Genomic DNA, 19,330 nt, shown 5'->3' with positions numbered 1-19,330 from the left:
CGGCGGGCCGCTGTGCGAGCACCGGGACACGTTCCCGGGCGTGCGGGTGGACACGGCACGGTGGAGCAGTACCGGGTGCCGCCTACCGCGCGCGGGGCGTGACAGCCAGTCTCACATCGCTTGCGCAGACGGAGAGTTCGCGCTGATCCGGGCCGGATCCGGTGCAAGAACGCGTCGATGACGAGGTGTCACTCGAGGGGGACGGAGAGTACGCGCCGGCCAGGGGGCAGGGGGCGCGCCCGCGCCGCAGTGGAGCGCTGCGTCTCCCGGTTGCAGGGCAATGCCAGAAGAGCAGTCACGTCAAACACGGCATCGGCGAAGCGGCACGCCCTGAAAGCGGCTGGACACGGCTGATCACCTTCCGTCGCCAGGCATGGACGCCCTGTGCCCGCGAGCGCCAGTTGCGCGGCCGATCACGACTGCGCCACTTTCCGTACGCGCACGCCACCCGCAGTGACACCGTGTTCCACACCCCGATGCACATGGCCGTGCACGGCCGGTTCCGATCTGTCCGTTCCCCGGTCCGCCGGTCGGGGCGGTGGGCGAGGGCGGGGCAACCCGAGCGGCTCGTCGGCGGAGGTCACCGGCGGTTCGGTCGCTTCCACGCGGCCTCCACCGCGGCGGATCGTGGACCGCCTTGCCGTCTACTGCTTTTACTGCACAGCTGCCTTTACTGCACAGCGGATTCGGCGTCAGATTCCTGTCGAGGACGTAATCGCCTCCGAGTGGCAACCCAACGGTGGACGGCGGAGACTGGAGTCAGAGATTTGTGGCCGGACAAGAGCTCACGACCTCGTGGCTTCCGGATTACTCGCTCCGGCCACCGACGTGCGCGCGCGGGGACAGGACGTCGGCCGCGGCGGCCGGTGGTGCTCGATATTTCCCCGGGGAGCTCGCATGGAGGAAAATTCCGTCGAAGTCTTGACGCCCGGGCCGGATGAATCTGCAATCGCCAAGCGCAGATACACCGGCCCTAAGACCGGCATCGAAAGGGAATTCGCCGATGTGCTGGCTGACGTCGTCTGCGTCGAGCAGGTGCCGGTCGACGGCCACTTCTTCGATGACCTCGGCGCCAATTCGCTGGTGATGGCTCATTTCTGCGCACGGGTCAGGAAGCGGGCGGACCTGCCGTCGGTGTCGATGAAGGACATCTACCGGAACCCGACGATCCGAAGCCTGGCAACAGCCTTCGAGGACGCCTCGCCCACCCCCGTCGAGACGCCGGTCCCGCTGTCGACCGAGGCGGTGGCACCAGCAGGCACGCTGCGGTACGCCCTGTGCGGAACACTGCAGTTGCTGATTTTCGTCGGATATTGCTGCCTCTCCGGATTTGTCGGCGCCCGAGGCTACGAGTGGGTCTCCGCCGGCTCAGGTGTCACCGACATCTACCTGCGCTCGGTCGTCTTCGGCGCCATCGGCTTCGTCGGCCTGTGCACCTTTCCGATCGTGGCCAAATGGATACTCATCGGCCGGTGGAAGCCCCGCGACTTCCCGGTCTGGGGTCTGACCTATCTGCGCTTCTGGACCGTCAAGGCACTGGTCCACGCCAACCCGATGATTTTCTTCGTCGGCAATCCGCTGTACGTGCTGTACCTGCGGGCCCTCGGCGCGCGGATCGGCAAAGGGGTCACGATCCTCTCCCGGACCGTTCCGGTCTGCACCGACCTGCTCACGATCGGCGCCGATACCGTGATCCGCAAGGAAGCGTTCCTCCTCTGCTACCGGGCGCACGCCGGACGTATCCAGACCGGCCCGGTCACCCTCGGCAGGGACGTGTTCATCGGCGAGAAGACCATGCTCGACATCGATACGTCGATGGGCGACGGTACGCAGCTCGGCCACGCATCGGCACTGCACAGCGGCCAGGCGGTCCCCAACGGCCAGCGATGGCACGGATCCCCGGCACAGCGCACGGAGGTCGACTACGTGAGGGTCGCGCCGGCGCGCTGCGGCACGCTGCGCCGGGCCGGCTACGGCCTCGTCACCGTGCTCCAGGTGCTCCTGCTGTACGTGCCGCTGACCGTCGGGGGCCTGTACATGCTGCTGGCCGTGTTCCCGGCTCTGGTCAACGTGCCGGGACTGGACACAGTGGGGATCACCGCGCCGCAGCTCTTCATCGACGCCCTGGTTCTTTCCCTCGCGCTTTTCCTCGGCTTCGCCGTCGCGGGCCTCGCCGTACTGCTGACCGTTCCCCGCCTGCTGAACCTGCTGATCAAGCCGGACAAGGCCTATCCGCTGTACGGCTTTCATTACTCCGTGCACCGGGCGATCGCACGCATGACGAACATAAAGTTCTTCAAGTGGCTCTTCGGTGACAGCTCCTACATCGTCCACTATCTGCGCGGCCTCGGTTACGACCTGTCCCAGGTCGAGCAGACCGGGTCGAACTTCGGCACGGAAGTGCAGCACGAGACGCCGTACCTGAGCCGTGTCGGCAGCGGAACGATGATCGCCGACGGGCTCTCGATCATCAACGCCGACTTCTCGAGCACTTCCTTTTGCGTGTCCGAGGCATCGATCGGGCCGCGCAACTTTCTCGGGAACAACATCGCCTATCCTGCGCGGGCCAGGACGGGCGACAACTGCCTCCTCGCGACCAAGGTGATGGTTCCGCTCGACGGCGAGGTCCGCGAGGGGGTGGGTCTGCTCGGCTCGCCCTGCTTCGAGATTCCCCGGTCGGTTGAGCGCGACAGCCGGTTCGACCATCTGCGGGGCGGGGACACACTGCGCCACCACCTCGCCGCGAAGAACCGCTACAACATCCGCACGATGGGTGCGTTCCTGTTCGTGCGGTGGCTGCACCTGCTCGTGCTCACGCTCCTCGGCCTCGCGGCCGTCGATCTGTACGGTGCTCTCGGACAGGTGATGATCGCCGGGTCCCTGGCTCTCGCCCTCGTGTTCACCGCGCTCTACTACGTACTGGTGGAACGCACCATGACGGCCTTTCGCGCACTGCGACCGCAGTTGTGCTCCATCTACGACCCGAACTTCTGGTTGCACGAGCGCCTTTGGAAGGTGCCCGTCGAATACTTCAACGTCTTCAACGGCACCCCCTTCAAGACCATGATCTGGCGGTTGCTGGGAGTTCGGCTCGGCAGGAGGGTCTTCGACGACGGCTGCATCCTGACCGAGCGAACGCTCATTGCCATCGCGGACGACTGCACGCTCAATGTGGGGAGCAAGATCCAGTGCCACTCGCAGGAGGACGGCACCTTCAAGTCCGACCACACCACGCTCGGCAGCGGCTGCACCCTCGGTGTCGGCGCCCACGTCCACTACGGCGTGACGATGGGCGACGGCGCGGTGCTCGCACCCGACTCCTTCCTCATGAAGGGCGAGGAGATGCCCCCGCACGCGTCGTGGGGAGGAAACCCGGCCTCGGAGATGCGACATGCCATCGGTCACCCCGCGGCGCTGGTGCGCGAACAGCACCGTGGCGCCGGTGAGCAGAGGGGAGGACCCGATGGACATGCACATGGACTCCGGCCGTGACTTCTGGCGCCGTGTGCTCCTCGCCGGCGGTTTCACCCCGATCCCCCGGTGGACGCTCCATCCGGCGCCGGGCGTCTGCGAGCACGAAGCGGCGGTCCCGGACGAGGTCGCGGAAGCGCTGCGCCGGCTGACGGACGAGGCGGCGGTGCCGCTCAGTTCGGTTCTGCTGGCCGCGCACGCGAAGGTGCTTGCCGCACTGTCCGGCGAGACGGAGGTCGTGACCGGCTACGTTCCGCCGGAGGGCGGCAGGCCGTTGCCGTGCCGGCTGACGACGGATCCGAGCTCGTGGCGGACGCTGTTGCTGAGCGCGCACCAGGTCGAGTCGGAGCTGCTGTCGCACAAGGACTTCCCGGTCGGTGATCTCCGACGCGAGCTGGGGCTGACCGGGCCGCTCTTCGAGACCGTGCTCGATCCGGCCGGTGCCGGCGGTGAGCCGGCCGAGGACACGGCATTGTGGGTGGGGATCTCGCACCACGGCGGCCGGCTCGGGCTGCGGCTGCGCTACCGCACCGACGTGCTCGACTCCGACTGCGCTGCCCGTATCGCCGGCTATCACCTTGCCGCGCTGGAGCTGATCGCCGCCGACCCCGATGCCGGGCACGGGCGGCAGAGCCTGCTGTCCGCCGACGAGTTGCGGTTCCAGCTCGACGGGCTGGCGGGACCGTGCCGGGAGTTGCCGGACCTTCGGGTGCACGAGTTGTTCGAGCAGCGGGTGCGGGCGCATCCAGGCGCTGTCGCGGCGGTGCACGGTGGCCGGCAGTGGACGTACCAGGAGCTCAACGCCCGTGCCAATCGGGTGGCACGCGCTCTGCTGGCCCGGGGCCTGCGCCGCGAAGGGGTCGTCGCAGTGGTGACCGAGCGCAACCTGGACTGGCTGGCCGCGGTCCTGGCGGTCTTCAAGGCCGGTGGAGTGTATCTGCCCATCGAGCCGCATTTCCCGGCCGAGCGCATCGCGACCACGCTCTCCCGCGCCGAGTGCGCCCTGGTACTGACCGAACGAGGCAGCACCACCACCCTCGATCAGGCCCTCGACGCGCTGCCCTCGGTCCGGACACTCTTCGTCGACACGGCCTACGAGGAGGAGCACGCCGACGATGATCCCGGCGTCGGCGTCGCGCCGGACCAGCTGGCCTACATCTACTTCACCTCCGGCTCCACGGGTGAGCCCAAGGGTGCGATGTGCGAGCACGCGGGCATGCTCAACCATCTCTACGCCAAGATCGACGACCTGGGGATCAGCGAGGGGCAGGTGGTGGCCCAGACCGCACCTCAGTGCTTCGACATCTCGCTGTGGCAGCTGCTGTCGGCGCTGCTGGTCGGTGGGCGGACCCTGCTGGTCGAGCAGGAAGTGATCCTGGACGTCGAACGCTTCATCGACAAGATCATCGACGGCCGGGTGGCCGTGCTCCAGGTCGTGCCGTCATACCTCGACGTCGTGCTGTCCTGTCTGGAGCAGCACCCCCGCGAGCTGGCGGACCTGCGGTGTGTGTCGGTCACCGGCGAGGCGTTGAAGAAGGAGCTCATCCAGCGCTGGTTCACGGCCGAGCCCAGGATCCAGCTGGTCAACGCCTACGGACTGACCGAGACCTCGGACGACACCAACCACGAAGTCATGGACCGGGTGCCGGACGGTGACCGGGTCCCGCTCGGGCGCCCCGTCAACAACGTGCATGTCTACGTGGTCGACGAGCACCTGTCCCCCGTTCCGCTGGGTGCCCCGGGTGCGATCGTCTTCTCCGGGGTCTGCGTCGGGCGCGGATATGTCAACGACCCCGAACGCACCCGGCTGGCCTATCTGGCCGATCCGCACCGCGCGGGCCGGCGGCTCTACCGGGGCGGCGACTACGGCCGCTGGCAGCGGGAGGGGAAGCTGGAGTTCCTCGGCCGCCGGGACACCCAGGTCAAGATCCGTGGCTTCCGCGTCGAGATCGGCGAGATCGAGAACACCCTGTTGCGGGTGCCCGGGGTCCGCGACGGCGCAGTGGTGATCGCGGAGCGGGCCGGCCGCAGCAAACACCTGGTGGCCTTCTACTGCGCACCGCAGCCCCTGGAGGTCGACGTCCTCCGGGACTGTCTGGGTGCCTCGCTGCCCGAGTACATGGTCCCGTCCGCCTTCCACTGGCGGGAAGACCTGCCGCTGACCGCCAACAGCAAGACCGACAGGAAGACACTGAGCGCGCTCGCCGGAGAACTCGACGTCGTCGAGGACGACCACCCCGCGCCGAGTACGCCGACCGAACAGCGGATCGCGGCCGCCTGGGAGCAGGTGCTCGGCATTCCGCAGCACCTGATCGGACGGCGGGACCACTTCTTCGACCGCGGCGGCACGTCGCTGACGGCAGTGAAGCTGGCCATTGCCCTGGACCGTGCGGTGACCCTCAAGGACGTCACGCGTCACCCGGTCCTCGCCGATCTGGCCGCAGTGGTCGACGGCAGGTCCGAGCGGTCCGGGCTGCTGCAGTCACTGTCGGGACCGGACCGGGCGCAGTCGGGTGCCCTGCTGTGCTTTCCCTGTGCCGGCGGCAACGCCGTGAACTTCCTGCCGATGGCCAGGGCTCTGCCGACCGGCGGCATGGCGGTCTATGCCGTGGAGCTGCCCGGTCACGATGTGGCCCGCGAGAGCGAGCCGTTCGCGCCGATGGCACAGGTATCCGAGCAGATCATCACCGAGATCACCCGGCGGGGCCTGACCAGGCTCCTGCTGTGGGGCCACTCCTCGGGCACCGCGTTGGCCGTGGAGACGGCCAGGCAGCTGCAGGAGCGCGGCGTAGAGGTCCAGCGGGTGTTCCTTGGAGCGCAGCTGCTCGGTGACGCCGGCGACCGGCGCGCCGCCATCGCCGAGCTTGCCGGGCGGAGCGACGCGGAGATCGCCGCACGGCTGGCCGTGGACAGCGGCTACACCGAGCTCGGTGAGCTGGATGCGCACCACGCCGAGCAGGTCGGCGCCGCCTTCCGGCACGACTGCGTGTCCGCACACCGCTATTTCGCCGACGCGCTGGATGCCCCACCGACAGTGAGGCTGTCCGCGCCGGTCACCGTGGTCGTCGCCGCAGACGACCCGAGCACGGCGGAGTTCCCGCGCCGGTACCGCGACTGGCAGCTCCTGGCCGAGCACGTCGACCTGCACGAGCTCGCCGACGGCGGCCACTACTTCCTGCGCACCCGTCCGACCGAGGCGGCCAAGGCCGTGCTGCGCGCCGCCGACTGGCCGGGCTCCTCCTGAGCCGCGACTGAAAGGAACACATGATGCCGTCCTCATTGCCGACATCACTGCTCGATGTGGAGTCACAACCCGGCAAACCTCCCATGCTGCGGGTCGAGGCCACGGCCGACGCGGCAACCTGGGTGGGCGAGCAGCGTGAAGCCCTGCGCGCCGTCGTCGCCGACCGCGGCTCGGTCCTGGTCCGCGGCCTGCAGCTGCGCGACGCTGCCGAGTTCGGTGCTGTCCTCGAACGGCTGGCCACCGCTCCGATGGCCGAGAAGGAGGCCTTCGCCCCCCGTAAGGCGTACTCCGAAGGCGTGTACTCCTCGTCGACGTGGCCGCCGAACCAGCCGATGTGCATGCATCACGAACTGAGCTACCGGCTCGAGTTCCCCGGCCTGATGCTGTTCGCGTGCCTCAGTGCGCCCACCGAGGGCGGAGCCACCGCGGTGGCCGACTCACCGACCGTACTCGAGGCGCTGCCCGCCGAGTTGACGGAGCGGTTCGAGCGGGAGGGCTGGCTGCTCACCCGCAGCTACAACGACGAGATCGGGGCGTCCCTGGCCGAGGCGTTCGGCACCGAGGACCGGGAGGGCATCGAGAACTACTGCCGCGCCAACGCGATCGAGTACGAGTGGCAGCCCGACGGTGGACTGCACACCAGGCAGCACCGCAGCGCCGTGGTGCGACACCCGGTCACCGGCCGACGCTGCTGGTTCAACCAGATCGCGTTCCTCAACGAGTGGACGATGGCCCCCGAGGTGCGCGAGTACCTGGTGGACGTCTACGGCGCCGACGGACTGCCGTTCAACACCCGCTTCGGCGAAGGCGACCCGATCGGCGAGGACGTCGTGCAACTGATCAACAAGGTCTACGAGGACTGCACCGCACGCGAGCCGTGGCAGGCCGGCGACCTGCTGTTCGTCGACAACATCCGCACCGCGCACAGCAGGGAGCCCTTCGAGGGGCCGCGCGAGGTGCTGGTCGCGATGGCCGAGGCGGTGCGCCTGACCGACTGCTCGCCGAACCGCGAAGTGACCTCAGGATGACCGTCATCCGTCCCCTCACCACGGAGTCCTCAATGTCCGAGCCGCTCACTGTGCCACCGTTCGCGGTGATCTCCGGTGCCCAGGTTCAGCGCGTACTGCAGGGGCGCGAGAAGGAAATCGTCGAGTTGGTCGAGGCCACCTACAGGCTGCACAGCGCCGGTCAGTCGGTGAACCCACCGTCCTACTTCCTGCGGCTGCCCGACCGCCCGTCCTCCCGGATCATCGCGCTGCCCGCGTCGATCGGCGGAGAGATGCGGGTGGACGGCCTGAAGTGGATCTCCAGCTTCCCGACGAACGTGACGGCGGGCATCCCGAGGGCCTCGGCCGTGCTGATCCTCAACGACCACGACACCGGCTACCCGTTCGCCTGTCTGGAAAGCTCGATCATCAGCGCCACCAGGACGGCCGCGTCGGCGGCATCTGCGGCCGAATTCCTCAGCCGCAGCCGGCCGCGGCCGACACGCGTCGGGTTCGTCGGTGCGGGCCTGATCGCCCGATACATCCACACCTTCCTGGCCGGCACAGGCTGGTCGTTCGACGAGATCGGCGTGCACGACCTGTCCGCCGACAGCGCGGCCGGCTTCCGCTGCTACCTGGAGCAGTCGGGCACTGCCGGCAGGATCACCGTGCACGACAGCGCCGAGGAGCTGATCCGCCTCAGCGACCTGGTGGTCTTCGCCACCGTCGCGGGTCAGCCGCACGTGAGCGACCTGTCGTGGTTCGCACACCATCCACTGGTGCTGCACGTGTCGCTGCGCGACCTCGCGCCGGTGATCGTGCTCGCCTCGACCAACATCGTCGATGACATCGAGCACTGCCTGAAGGCCGACACCTCGACGCATCTGGCCGAGCAGCTCACGGGCAACCGGGACTTCCTGCACGGCACGCTGGACGACGTGATGGCCGGGCGGGTGACGGTGCCGGCGGACCAGTCGGTGGTGTTCTCGCCCTTCGGCCTCGGCGTCCTCGACCTCGCCGTGGGCAAGTGGGTCTACGACGAGGTGGCCCGCTCCGGAGAGTTGCACGTCGTCGACGACTTCTTCCACGAACTGAGCCGGTACGGATGAACCGGCCGCGAGCCCTGGAGGGTGTACTGGAATCCCAGTGAGAGATCACCGGTCGAGCCGCCGTACGTCTGGGCGCCCGACACCACCGACACTGACGCAGAGTTCCGCTGTCCGGCCTTGTGGGACGCAGGCTCCCGCCCCAGAGAGCGAGAAGCCCGTATGCGACCGGACGGACGTTCCGAACGTGCTCTGCTGCAGATGAGGAGGCCACCGTGCCCGTCATATCCGTCCCCTACGCCTTCAACGAGGAGGAGCTCTACGTCGACCTTCGGTCGATCTACGGTCATTCGCTCTTCCTGAAGTGTGAGGGCTTCAACTTCGCCGGCTCGATCAAGCTGAAGGCTGGGATCGAGATGGTGGAGACCGCTGAACAGGAGGGAGTCCTGACGCCGGATTCGATCCTGGTCGAATCGTCGTCCGGAAACCTCGGCGTGGCGCTGAGCATGATCGCGGCGAGCAAGGGCTACCGGTTCCTGTGCGTGACGGACTCTCGCTGCAACCTGTCGACCAGGTTGATGATGGAGGCACTGGGCAGTCAGGTGCACATCGTCGCCGGCCAGGAGGCCAACGGCGGCTTCCTCGGAGCGCGGATCGACTACATCCGCGAACTGTGTGCCTCCGACGACCGGTACGTGTGGCTCAGCCAGTACACCAATCCGGGCAACTGGAAGGCGCACTACCGCAGGACAGCGCCGGAGATCGCCCGTGAGTTCCCGGGACTGAACGTGCTGTTCGTCGGAGCCGGAACCACCGGGACCCTGATGGGCTGCGCGCGCTACTTCCGGCAGTCGCACCAGCAGGTGCGGATCATCGCCGTGGACAGCGTCGGCTCGGTGGCCTTCGGCGGTGCGCCGGGCCGCCGGATGATTCCCGGGCTGGGCATGAGCATCCGGCCGCCGCTGCTCGACGAGTCCTACGTGGATGAGGTGCTGCGCGTCGAAGAGGCGGACACCATCCGTGCCTGCCACCGTCTGGCCCGGCACGGTTTCCTGTTCGGCGGCTCCACCGGGACGGTGGTCAGCGGCGCGATGGGCTGGTTGGCCGAGCACGACGAGCGTGAAGTCACCGCGGTGGCCATCGCCCCGGACCTCGGCGATCGCTATCTCGACACCGTCTACCAGTCGAACTGGCTGAAGGGCCTGTACGGCGACGATGTGCTCAGCTCCGACGAGCCGGACGCCCTTTCCCTGGCAGCCTCCTCCTCCGCCATCGACGCGGTCGCCGGGCCGGCAGACCGGCCACGTCGTGGACGCGGGTTGTGAAGGAGCAGGCTGAGGCAGCGCCGCGAGTGTCGTGATCCGCCCGCCCGATGCAAGGTGACGTTTCCCGCTTTGCGCGGCTGTCGGCTGTCGCTGTCGGCTGTACCGGTGGTGCATCCCTGGGCACGGTCGTAGCGTCGATTCAGGAACAACCCTGAAAGGAAGACGCCACCACCAGCGACGGCAGCTCCTGACGCGCAGCGCGGGGGTCGGGTCAGGTGTACACGCAGAGCCACATGGGCTCGAAAAGAGGCAGCTGAGGAGCCGGCATGCAGCGGAACAAGCTCAGAACAGCGGTCATGCTGTGTGCTGCCGCAGCGCTCGCGACAGCAGGAGTACCGGCATCCGCTTCCGCAGTGTCACCCTCGCCCGCTCACGTGATAGCCGTCGACTGTTTCTGGAAACCACAAGTACGCCCGGCCGACTTCCTGCTCGCCTGCGGGGACGGCAACAACCGCCTCACCGAGCTTCAGTGGTCCAGTTGGGGCCCGACGTCCGCGGTGGCCGGCGGACTCGACGTGGTGAACGACTGTCAGCCCTACTGCGCCGCGGGCACATTCCACTCCTACCCCGTCACCGTGCGGCTCGACCGTCCAGCGACATGGAAGAAGCATCCTGAGCTCCAGCACTTCACCCGGATGCAACTCACCTACACCGACGGCAGGCCTGCGCAGACGGAGCGGGAAGTGACGTACACACTCTGGGACTGACGACTCCCAGGCCCTGGGCCGGGGATCTCGGCGCCGGTGGTCGGTGTCGGCGCCATGGTCACATGGTGCCTTCTCGGCATGACGCCAGAGCCGCCACGAGCCACGAGCCACGAGCCACGAGCCAGATGGTGCCACCTGGTCACGACGTGCCCATTTCCGGAAGCTCCAGGCGAAGTTCGTACCCGCCGTCGGCCGTGGGGCCGGAGACGACGGTCCCACCGAGGAGCGCGGCGCGCTGACGCAGGCCGACCAGACCGTAGTGCGCACTGGGGAGAGGGAGAGCGCGCCGGGTCGGTGCGGTATTGGTGACCGTGACCCGGACGGTGCCGCCCTCGTGGGACATGCGAATCGTCGTGGTGGCGCCGGGTGCGTGTTTGCGTACGTTGGTCAGTGCTTCCTGGACGGTGCGGTAGATGGCGCGCTGGACGGTCGGGGGGAGGCCGCTGGGGAGGTCCGCCTGCAGCTCGGCCTCGATGCCGCTGTTGTCGACCAGTTGCCGCAGGTCGGCCAGGGACGGTTGCGGGGTCAGCTCCGTGGGGCGGCCGCCGGAGGCACGCAGGACGCTGACCATGTGCCGCAGTTCGTCCAGGGTCTGTACGCTCAGCCGCCGGATCGTGGCTGCGGCTTCCCTGACCTCGGCGTCCCGGGTGCCGACCTGGAGCGCTCCGGCCCGCACCGCAATCAGGCTGACCTGGTGGGAGACCACGTCATGCATCTCCCGGGCGAGCTGCGCGCGTTCCCCGGCCAGCACGGTCTGGTCGGTCAGCAGCCGCTCGTGGTCACGCGCCTCGGAGATCTCCGCGATCCGCAACGACAGGTCACGCCGGGTCTGGACGAGCTGACCGAGAAAGACGGCCGCCCCCGCCGTCGCCCCGGTGTACCCCAGAGTGATCAAAGTCGAGGTGCGCAGGTCGAAGTGCGGTGCCGGCCACGAGGTGATGTCACTGATCGTGAATGCCACCGCACACAAAGTGAGGAGGGTCCGCCGGTGGGTGAGGGAGGCCAGTGTGTACAGCGCGGCCAGCGCGGCGAAGACCGCGTCGGAGAGCAGGACTGCGGGCAGGGTGATCAGGAAAGTCAGCAGCGGCAGGCGACGGCGCAACACAAGACAGAGGGCAGCTGCCAGGGCGCAGGCCAGGCGTAGCGGCTCGTTCGTGCCGACGTTGGCCCAGACATCGAGCAGCGAGACTCCGACGAGGGCGGCGTCCAGCAGCGGGGCGGGCAGGCGGCGGGGGGTCATTCCCCCTCCTGGTCCCGCATCGGCTTGAGAAGTCCCGCCCGCTCGGCGAGCAGGGCGGCCTGGACACGGCTGCCCACCTCCAGCTTGGTGAGGATGGCGCTCACATGGTCTTTGACCGTGCCGGTGCTCAGGTGCATCCGCGCGGCGATGTCGGTGTTCGACAGTCCCTCGGCGATGAGGACGAGTACGTCCCGCTCGCGGTCGGTCAGCCGGTCGAGACCGCGGGCAGCGGGTTCCTGCGAGCCTGCTTCGAGGTAGCCGTCCACGACCGTCCGCGTGACCTTGGACGACAGTACGGTGCCGCCTTCGGCCAGGGCCCGCACCAGGAAGGGAAGCTCCTCGGGGTCGGTGTCCTTGAGCAGGAAGCCGGCGGCACCGGAGCGAAGTGCCTTTGCCACGTACTCGTCCATGTCGAACGTCGTGAGCATGGCCACGACCGGAGGGTGCGGCAGCCGACGGAGGCCGGCCAGGACGGTGAGTCCGTCCACGTCCGGCATCCGGATGTCCAGCAGCACCACGTCGGGACGTACCTCCTGGGCCGTCCGGACCGCCTGGCCACCGGGGACCGCAGCCACGACCTCGATACCGTCCGCCGCATCGAGGATGCGCTGGAAACCGGTACGGATCAAGGCCTCATCGTCGACCACCAATACCCGGATCACACGGGCTCCACTCGCCATCGGACCACTGTCCGATTCGTACCACGCGGAGGGACGCCCTGCGGGTGCCCGACACCGAATCCGGCCGGGCGGCGAGCTGCGCCAGCCAGTCGGCGGGGGTGGTTCCGGACACCTGCCGGATGGTTGAAACGGGCAGCTTCCCCGACTCTTGACCATATGACGCACGACGGATCACCGGCCATACCCTCCGTCGCCGTCAAGGTCCTGGGCCCGCGCCGGACCACTGGCATACATACTGCATGCCGCCACCACACCCGCCCGCCTGATCGACCGGTCGGCGGCAGGCAACGCCCACGGAGCGGGACACGGAACGATTCGCCGGAACTGGCAGGTGTCTCCATGACTGACTGCGGCGCATACGCCCCCAAGGAGTTGCAGACCTCGCGGTCTCTCCAGACGCGGTCGCTCGAAAGACTGACCCTGCTGGAAGCCGCGGACTTCCTCCACGCCAGAAGCCGAGGCGAGATGTTCGCCATGCCGTACATGGCGGCGGAGGCGCCGTTCGCCCACGACGGGATGATCAGCGGTGACGAGTTCATCGACAGCCACCTGGAACTGCCCAGGGCGCTCGGCCTGCACGGGCCGTTCTGGGCACGCATCATCGACTACCGGGAAGGCGCCGACGTCATCTACATGACCGAAGAGAGTGCAGCCATGCACGGCGTCATGGGCATCGTGCTCTACCCGGACGGCGACGCCCCTGGCGAAGGCCCCAGGTACTGGCGCGCCGTGCACGCCCGGTCCGGCACCGAGACCGCCGAGCGGAACTACCTGTACTACTCAATGAGGCCGAAGCAGACCTATTACGGACCGGACCGGCTACGGTGCCCGCCCCCCCGGTCCTGGCGGACACGGTCGACTGGGACTGCAAGCAACCGCTGACCAGCAGCGAGACGTCCAGAACACAGATCGGCCGGTGCCGGTGCTGTCGAGGCGTTCCGCTCGGGCGGTGCCTTCACACAAGGCCGCCCGCCACGTCCCCGCTCCGGCAGGTTCGTCCGGCGTCAGCGACCCTTGCGTACCCGGGCCGCTGCGCGGGCTTCGGCGGCTTTGCGGGACTCCTTCGCGGGGCGGCCCGGACGGGTGCCGAGGCCACGGAAGGGGCGTTGTGCTGCTGGTCCTCCCCCCGATCGGCGGGCGCTTCGCCCCGGTGATGGTGGTCAGCTTCTCCTCACCGGAGCGCACCTGTGTGACAGTCGGCCGGATCCCGGCGTGCTCCATCGTGGTGACCGAACCCGCCGCCCTGTCGACCGAGGCGAGCACCGGGCCGCGCAGGTAGCTCCATACCAGCTGATCGATGTTGCGGTCCAGCGTGGCCGAAAACAGCAGCCGCTGCCCGTCGGGGCGGACCTGGTCCAGGATTTCCGATACCTGTGGCAGGAACCCGAGGTCGCCCATCTGATCCGCTCGTCCAGCACCGTGATCGGGAACGCGCCATACCGGTGCGCCCGCACCGAGCGCGGGACCGGCGTGGTCCGGATCGATCAGCGCCGCTCGGCCGGGACTTCACGGCGGGGGCCTCGCGGTCCGGTTCGCCGCGGCAGCAGGCGTCGCGGCGCGGGCCCGATCAGTGGCACCGGCAGCGCACCCATGGTGGTTGCGTGCACACCGGCACCCTAAACTGTGGTGCCCCACCACATGTGCCCCTGACCTGCGCCTTCCTACGGTGTGGCGACACACAAACGTCCCCGCAACCGTCCGGAAGTGGTGTCCATGGCCGCCCCCGCATCCGCTCCACCAGCTCCCAGTTCACTCAAGCGCATCGTCGCCGCGAGCCTGATCGGCACCACCATCGAGTGGTACGACTTCTTTCTGTACGGATCGGCCGCGGCGCTGGTCTTCAACAAGCTGTTCTTTCCCGACTCCGACCCGCTCGTCGGGACCTTGTTGTCGTTCCTGACGTACGCCGTCGGGTTCGCCGCGCGGCCGCTCGGGGCGCTCGTCTTCGGGCACTACGGCGACCGGCTCGGCCGCAAGAAGCTGCTCGTGCTGAGTCTGCTGCTGATGGGCGGGGCCACCTTCGCGATCGGACTGCTGCCGACGCATGCCACCGTCGGATCCGCCGCGCCCGTGCTGCTCACCGTGTTGCGGCTGGTGCAGGGGTTTGCCCTCGGCGGGGAGTGGGGCGGGGCCGTGCTGCTGGTGTCGGAGCACGGTGATGCCGAGCGGCGCGGCTTCTGGGCGTCCTGGCCGCAGACCGGCGCGCCCGCCGGACAGTTGCTCGCGACCGGGGTGCTCTCCGCCCTCACCGCGCTGATGTCCGACGCCGCATTCACCTCATGGGGCTGGCGCATACCGTTCCTGCTCTCCGGTGTACTGGTGATCGTCGGCTTGTGGATTCGTCTCTCTGTCGATGAATCCCCGGTCTTCAAGGCGGCGTTGGCGCAGGCCGAGGAACGCAGGGCGGCAGCCGGGCAGGCCGAGAAGATGCCGATCGTCGCCGTGCTGCGCCACCACTGGCGCGATGTGCTGGTCGCCATGGGCGCGCGGATGGCCGAGAACATCAGTTACTACGTCATCACCGCATTCATCCTGGTGTACGCGACGACCGAGGTGGAGCTGAGCAAGCAGACCGCCCTCAATGCCGTACTCATCGCCTCTGCCGTGCACTTCGCGGTGATCCCTGCGTGGGGCGCCCTGTCGGACCGGATCGGGCGCAGGCCGGTGTATCTCATCGGCGCGGTGGGCGTCGGCGCCTGGATGTTCCCGTTCTTCGCGCTCATCGACACCGGGAGCTTCGGCAGTCTGCTGCTCGCCGTGACGGTGGGGCTCGTCCTGCACGGGGCGATGTACGCGCCGCAGGCGGCCTTCTTCTCCGAGATGTTCGCGACGCGCATGCGCTACTCCGGGGCCTCCATCGGTGCGCAGTTCTCCTCGGTCGCGGCCGGGGCGCCCGCGCCGTTGATCGCGACCGCGCTGCTCGCCGACTACGGCTCGTCCACGCCGATCGCCCTCTACGTCATGGCAGCGGCGCTGCTCACCGTGGTGGCCATCGTCTGTGCCCAGGAGACCCGTCACCGGGACCTGAACGCTGTAGCGGCGGAGCCGGTGAGGGACGTGCCCGCCCAGTCGGCCGACGCCCGAACTGCCTGACGGAACCAGGAAGTACGGACCGCGCGGTCCGGCAGGGGTCCGCGCGGTCCGCCGCCGTGGCACCTTTCAGCGCGCGACGGCCGCCGACATCGCGTGCAGGCGCAGCGCGAGCTGGATCTCGAGCGATCTGGCCGGTGACTGCCAGTCGGGGCCGAGCAGGCGCCCGATGCGCTCCAGCCGCTGGGCCACCGTGTTCACATGGACGTGCAGATCGTCCTTCGTACGGGCCGGGCTCATACCGCTCGCGAAGTAGGCGTCGAGTGTGTGGATCAGGTCCGTGCCGCGCCGCCGGTCGTAGGCGACGACCTCGCCTATCGTGCGCTGTACAAAGCCGTCGGCATCACCCGGATCGGCGAGCAGCAGACCGAGGAAGCCCAGGTCCTGCGCCGCCGCGCCCTGCCCTGAGCGGCCGAGCAGCCGCAGGGCGTCGAGGCAGCGCCGTGCCTGCGCGTACGCCTCGGCTATCGGGCCCGGGTCACCGGCGGGTGCGGTGACCGGGGAGGACGCACCGACGGTGACCAACTCCCTGAGCGTGCCGCCCAGTTGTCTCGCGGCCTGGCGGGCGAGGTCGGCCGCGCTGTCGCCGGGGCCGAGCGGCAGCAGCAGTACGGTGCCGCCGTCGCGGGCGGCGGCCAGACCCGAGCGGGTCGCGGCCAGGTGCGAGGCGGCGGACCACAGCCGCCGGCGGTCCGCGGTCTCCCGTTCGACAGTTCCCCGTTCGGCGCCGCCCCCTTCGGCGGTACCACGGTACGCGCCGTCCGTACCGGATCCGTCGATCCGGGCGGCCAGCACCACATGCGGTGCATCCAGATCGGCCCCGAGCCGGGCTGCCCGTTCCCGGAGCAGCCGGGGGTCCCGGTCGGGTGCGTCGAGCAGATCGTCGAGCAGTTCACCCCGCACCCGCTGTTCGGCGTCGTGGGCGGACCGTCTGGCGAGCAGCAGCAGTGAGGTGACCATGGCCGCGCGCTCCAGGGTGCGCCGGTCGACCGGATCGAGCTCCAGTCGGCCGCGCAGTACCAGGGCGCCGAGCAGTTCGCCGCCGGCCGAGACGGCTGCCACCCAGTCGTCTCCGTGCCGTATCGCACGACCGTCGGCGACGTCGGCCGCCTCGAGGCCGGTGTCCGTGAACTCGACCGTGCCGTCCAGGACTTCGGAGAGCGCGGCGGCCACATCGTGGACACCTCCGCCGCGCAGCACCACTTCGGTCAGCCTGTCATGCACTTCGGAGGCACGCTCGATGACTCCGCTGTGGTCCCGGATGATCTCATTGGCCCGCTCCAGTTCGGCCAGTGCCGAACGGGTCTCCGCCAGCAGGTTCGCGGTGTCGATGGCGACGGCGGCATGTGCGGCGAAGGAGCCGAGCAGTGCGACCTGTTCCCGTTCGAAGACCCGTGCGCGGCGGTCGGCGGCGAACAGGACACCGATGACCTGGCTGCCGAGCATCAGCGGCACTCCCAGGATGGCGACCAGGCCCTCGTCGCTGACGGCCGTGTCGATCGTTCTCGTGTGCTCGAAGCGGGCGTCGTCGAAGTAGCTGTCGGTGACGTACGGACGGGCGGTCTGGGCGACGAGGCCGCCGAGCCCCTCCCCCATTCCCAGCCGCAGCTGCTGGAAGCGTGCCGAAACCGACCCTTCGGTGACCCGCATATAGGTGTCGCCCGCCGCCGGGTCGTTGAGGCTCAGATAGGCGACCTCCGTGCCCAGCAGCGAGCGGGCACGCTGCACGATCGCCCGGAGTACGGCGTCGAGATCGCGCAGACCGGCCAGGTCGTGCGCGGTCTCGAAGAGCGCGGAGAGCTCGGCCTCGCGCCGGCGCCGCCCCTCCAGCTCGGCGCGCACCCGCAGCGCGAGCTGCTTGGCTTCCTCGAGCGAGGCGAGCGTCTCCGGTCCGGCGCCGCTCGCGCCGGCGAGCAGCACCGGCCGGTCGTACGCCTCGGCGGCGGCACCGCGGGCGAGGAGCTCCAGGTAGGAGGCCTGTTCATGGGACATGGACACAGGATTACCTGCCGTACGGGTCGTCGCACCAGCCCTGTGGACAACGAAGCCATTGTGGACAACGGACGGAGCGGGCGGCCGGTGGGGCAGTCAGCGGCCGGCCGGCTGGGCGGTCAGTGGGCGGTCCAGCCGCCGTCCAGGGCGATCGAGGTGCCGGTGATGAAGGAGGCCTGCGGGGTGCAGAGGTACAGCACCGCCTCTGCGACCTCCTCCGGCTCGATGAGCCGCTTGATGGCGGAGTCCTTGAGCAGTACGTCGACCAGTACCCGGTCCTCGGCCACGGAGTGGGCCGCGGCCTGGTCCGCGATCTGCTTCTCGACCAGCGGCGTACGCACATAGCCGGGATTGACACAGACAGACGTCACTCCGTGCGGCGCGCCTTCGAGGGCCGCGGTCTTGGAGAGCCCCTCGAGACCGTGTTTGGCGGCCACATAGGCGGACTTGAAAGCGGAGGCGCGCAACCCGTGCACGGAGGAGATGTTGACGATGCGGCCCCACCCCTGCGCGTACATATGCGGCAGCGCGCCCCTGATCAGCCGGAACGGTGCCTCCAGCATCACGGTGAGCACGGTGTGGAAGACGTCGGGGGGGAACTCCTCGATGGGCCGGACCAGTTGCAGCCCCGCATTGTTGACCAGAATGTCCGCCCCGGCGGCGGCCGCCTCGGCCGCGTCGAGGTCGGTCAGGTCCAGAACCTGCGGTTCGAGGGCTCCGGCCAGATCCTGGGTGTCCACGGTGAGGGCTTCCAGGCCCTTGGCGTCCCGGTCCACTGCCCTGACCTTCGCCCCGGCGGCCGCCAGCCGCAGCGCACAGGCGCGGCCGATGCCGCCCGCAGCGCCGGTGACGAGTGCGGTGCGGCCGGCGAGGTCGAGGGCGACGGGCCGGCGCGCGGAGCTGCCTTCGGGCGCGAGACCCGGCGATGCGAGACCCTGCGATGCAAGGCCCCGGGGTGCGAGACCTCGGGCAGCAGGGCCTGATGTGGTGGGGGCGGTCATGCTTGGCACCCTAGGCAGTGATCACCCTCGCACCGATGTGGTCACCACCCATACTTCACTGATCAGTGGTGGGTTCGAACCATGCCGGTCCCTCGGTCAGCGACTGCTTGATCCGGAACAGCGAGAACTCCTTGAGCTCCGGCAGCGCGTCCACGGAGAACCACCCCACCTCGAGCGACTCGTCGTCATTGACGCTCGCCTCGCCGCCCACCGCCCGGCAGCGGAAGGCGATGTCCATGTACTGGCACTGATCGCCGTTGGGATAGGTGACCGGCTTCCGCAATGCCTGGACGAGCACGACCCGCTCCGCGACACAGCGGACCGCGGTCTCCTCGTACACCTCACGCACGGCCGTCACAGCCGGCTGCTCCCCCGGCTCCGGAATCCCGCCGATGATCGACCACTTGCCGGTGTCGGCACGTTTCCCCAGCAACACCCGTCCCTCGTCGTCGAAGACGACAGCGCTGACGCCCGGCAGCAGCAGAAGCTGGTGCCCGGCGGTGGCCCGGATCTCGCGGATGAAGTCAGGGGTTGCCATACACCCGACC

13 protein-coding genes and 1 pseudogene are annotated in these 19,330 nt (G+C 68.9%); 8 read left to right on the top strand and 6 right to left on the bottom strand.

All coding sequences use genetic code 11. The annotated features are described in order from the left end of the window. Positions 1-897 precede the first annotated feature (897 nt). The 6 genes from OG883_RS35950 to OG883_RS35925 all read left to right on the top strand — a co-directional run bounded on the left by OG883_RS35950 (position 898) and on the right by OG883_RS35925 (position 10,779). Positions 898-3,492 carry a Pls/PosA family non-ribosomal peptide synthetase gene (locus OG883_RS35950; RefSeq protein WP_266550698.1) on the top strand — a complete coding sequence of 865 codons (2,595 nt, stop codon included), beginning with the start codon at positions 898-900 and terminating at the stop codon, positions 3,490-3,492. Beyond that, complete coding sequence (locus OG883_RS35945; protein WP_266553125.1) at positions 3,464-6,715, top strand: amino acid adenylation domain-containing protein; 3,252 nt, start codon at positions 3,464-3,466, stop codon at positions 6,713-6,715. The genes OG883_RS35950 and OG883_RS35945 overlap by 29 nt, the downstream gene beginning before the upstream one ends. Before the next feature lie 23 nt (positions 6,716-6,738). Continuing rightward, complete coding sequence (locus OG883_RS35940) at positions 6,739-7,743, top strand: TauD/TfdA family dioxygenase (protein WP_266550697.1); 1,005 nt, start codon at positions 6,739-6,741, stop codon at positions 7,741-7,743. 32 nt (positions 7,744-7,775) lie between these two features. Continuing rightward, positions 7,776-8,810 carry a 2,3-diaminopropionate biosynthesis protein SbnB gene (gene sbnB, locus OG883_RS35935; RefSeq protein WP_266550695.1) on the top strand — a complete coding sequence of 345 codons (1,035 nt, stop codon included), beginning with the start codon at positions 7,776-7,778 and terminating at the stop codon, positions 8,808-8,810. Between the two features lie 212 nt (positions 8,811-9,022). Beyond that, complete coding sequence (gene sbnA, locus OG883_RS35930; protein ID WP_266550693.1) at positions 9,023-10,072, top strand: 2,3-diaminopropionate biosynthesis protein SbnA; 1,050 nt, start codon at positions 9,023-9,025, stop codon at positions 10,070-10,072. Between the two features lie 266 nt (positions 10,073-10,338). Next, positions 10,339-10,779, top strand: coding sequence for a hypothetical protein (locus OG883_RS35925; RefSeq protein ID WP_266550691.1), 441 nt, complete (start codon positions 10,339-10,341; stop codon positions 10,777-10,779). A 139-nt stretch (positions 10,780-10,918) separates the two neighbouring features. Here the strand turns inward: OG883_RS35925 and OG883_RS35920 are convergent, their stop codons facing one another. Together OG883_RS35920 and OG883_RS35915 are read right to left on the bottom strand one after the other, a co-directional pair. After that, positions 10,919-12,019: a sensor histidine kinase gene (locus tag OG883_RS35920; protein ID WP_266550689.1), complete on the bottom strand. Its 1,101-nt coding sequence runs from the start codon at positions 12,017-12,019 to the stop codon at positions 10,919-10,921. Continuing rightward, entirely contained in the window at positions 12,016-12,681 is a 666-nt protein-coding gene (locus tag OG883_RS35915; RefSeq protein ID WP_266553122.1) for a response regulator transcription factor, read from the bottom strand. Before OG883_RS35915 ends, OG883_RS35920 begins: the two co-directional genes overlap by 4 nt. A 357-nt stretch (positions 12,682-13,038) precedes the next feature. Between OG883_RS35915 and OG883_RS35910 the strand changes: the two genes are divergently transcribed. Further along, positions 13,039-13,581: a hypothetical protein gene (locus OG883_RS35910; RefSeq protein ID WP_266550687.1), complete on the top strand. Its 543-nt coding sequence runs from the start codon at positions 13,039-13,041 to the stop codon at positions 13,579-13,581. Between the two features lie 122 nt (positions 13,582-13,703). Here OG883_RS35910 and OG883_RS35905 read toward each other — a convergent pair. Beyond that, positions 13,704-14,106, bottom strand: a pseudogene (locus OG883_RS35905) (hypothetical protein); the annotation flags it as partial. A 306-nt stretch (positions 14,107-14,412) separates the two neighbouring features. Between OG883_RS35905 and OG883_RS35900 the strand changes: the two are divergent. Next, positions 14,413-15,792 (top strand): MFS transporter, encoded by a 1,380-nt coding sequence (locus OG883_RS35900; protein WP_266550685.1) that lies wholly within the window; start codon positions 14,413-14,415, stop codon positions 15,790-15,792. 66 nt (positions 15,793-15,858) lie between these two features. Here OG883_RS35900 and OG883_RS35895 read toward each other — a convergent pair whose 3' ends face one another. From OG883_RS35895 to OG883_RS35885, 3 genes are all read right to left on the bottom strand, one after another. Further along, a complete protein-coding gene (locus OG883_RS35895) occupies positions 15,859-17,781 on the bottom strand; it encodes a GAF domain-containing protein (RefSeq protein WP_266550683.1) in 1,923 nt (640 codons plus the stop codon). 119 nt (positions 17,782-17,900) lie between these two features. Then, positions 17,901-18,782: a 3-hydroxybutyrate dehydrogenase gene (locus tag OG883_RS35890; RefSeq protein ID WP_266550682.1), complete on the bottom strand. Its 882-nt coding sequence runs from the start codon at positions 18,780-18,782 to the stop codon at positions 17,901-17,903. Positions 18,783-18,837: 55 nt separating this feature from the next. Then, a complete protein-coding gene (locus tag OG883_RS35885; RefSeq protein WP_266550680.1) occupies positions 18,838-19,320 on the bottom strand; it encodes an NUDIX domain-containing protein in 483 nt (160 codons plus the stop codon). Positions 19,321-19,330 lie beyond the last annotated feature (10 nt).

The sequence above is a fragment of the Streptomyces sp. NBC_01142 genome (assembly GCF_026341125.1).
Taxonomy (GTDB): Bacteria; Actinomycetota; Actinomycetes; order Streptomycetales; family Streptomycetaceae; genus Streptomyces.
Note: the sequence above shows the minus strand (reverse complement) of the source record. Positions and strands in the feature narration are given on the sequence as shown.

Excerpts from the sequence above, each read along its gene's own strand:
- OG883_RS35885 (WP_266550680.1), bottom strand. The coding sequence starts at position 19,320 with ATGGCAACCCCTGACTTCATCCGCGAGATCCGGGCCACCGCCGGGCAC.
- OG883_RS35945 (WP_266553125.1), top strand. The coding sequence starts at position 3,464 with ATGGACATGCACATGGACTCCGGCCGTGACTTCTGGCGCCGTGTGCTC.
- OG883_RS35895 (WP_266550683.1), bottom strand. The coding sequence starts at position 17,781 with ATGTCCCATGAACAGGCCTCCTACCTGGAGCTCCTCGCCCGCGGTGCC.
- OG883_RS35925 (WP_266550691.1), top strand. The coding sequence starts at position 10,339 with ATGCAGCGGAACAAGCTCAGAACAGCGGTCATGCTGTGTGCTGCCGCA.
- OG883_RS35940 (WP_266550697.1), top strand. The coding sequence starts at position 6,739 with ATGCCGTCCTCATTGCCGACATCACTGCTCGATGTGGAGTCACAACCC.
- OG883_RS35910 (WP_266550687.1), top strand. The coding sequence starts at position 13,039 with ATGACTGACTGCGGCGCATACGCCCCCAAGGAGTTGCAGACCTCGCGG.
- OG883_RS35950 (WP_266550698.1), top strand. The coding sequence starts at position 898 with ATGGAGGAAAATTCCGTCGAAGTCTTGACGCCCGGGCCGGATGAATCT.
- sbnB (WP_266550695.1), top strand. The coding sequence starts at position 7,776 with ATGTCCGAGCCGCTCACTGTGCCACCGTTCGCGGTGATCTCCGGTGCC.
- OG883_RS35920 (WP_266550689.1), bottom strand. The coding sequence starts at position 12,019 with ATGACCCCCCGCCGCCTGCCCGCCCCGCTGCTGGACGCCGCCCTCGTC.
- OG883_RS35890 (WP_266550682.1), bottom strand. The coding sequence starts at position 18,782 with ATGACCGCCCCCACCACATCAGGCCCTGCTGCCCGAGGTCTCGCACCC.
- OG883_RS35900 (WP_266550685.1), top strand. The coding sequence starts at position 14,413 with ATGGCCGCCCCCGCATCCGCTCCACCAGCTCCCAGTTCACTCAAGCGC.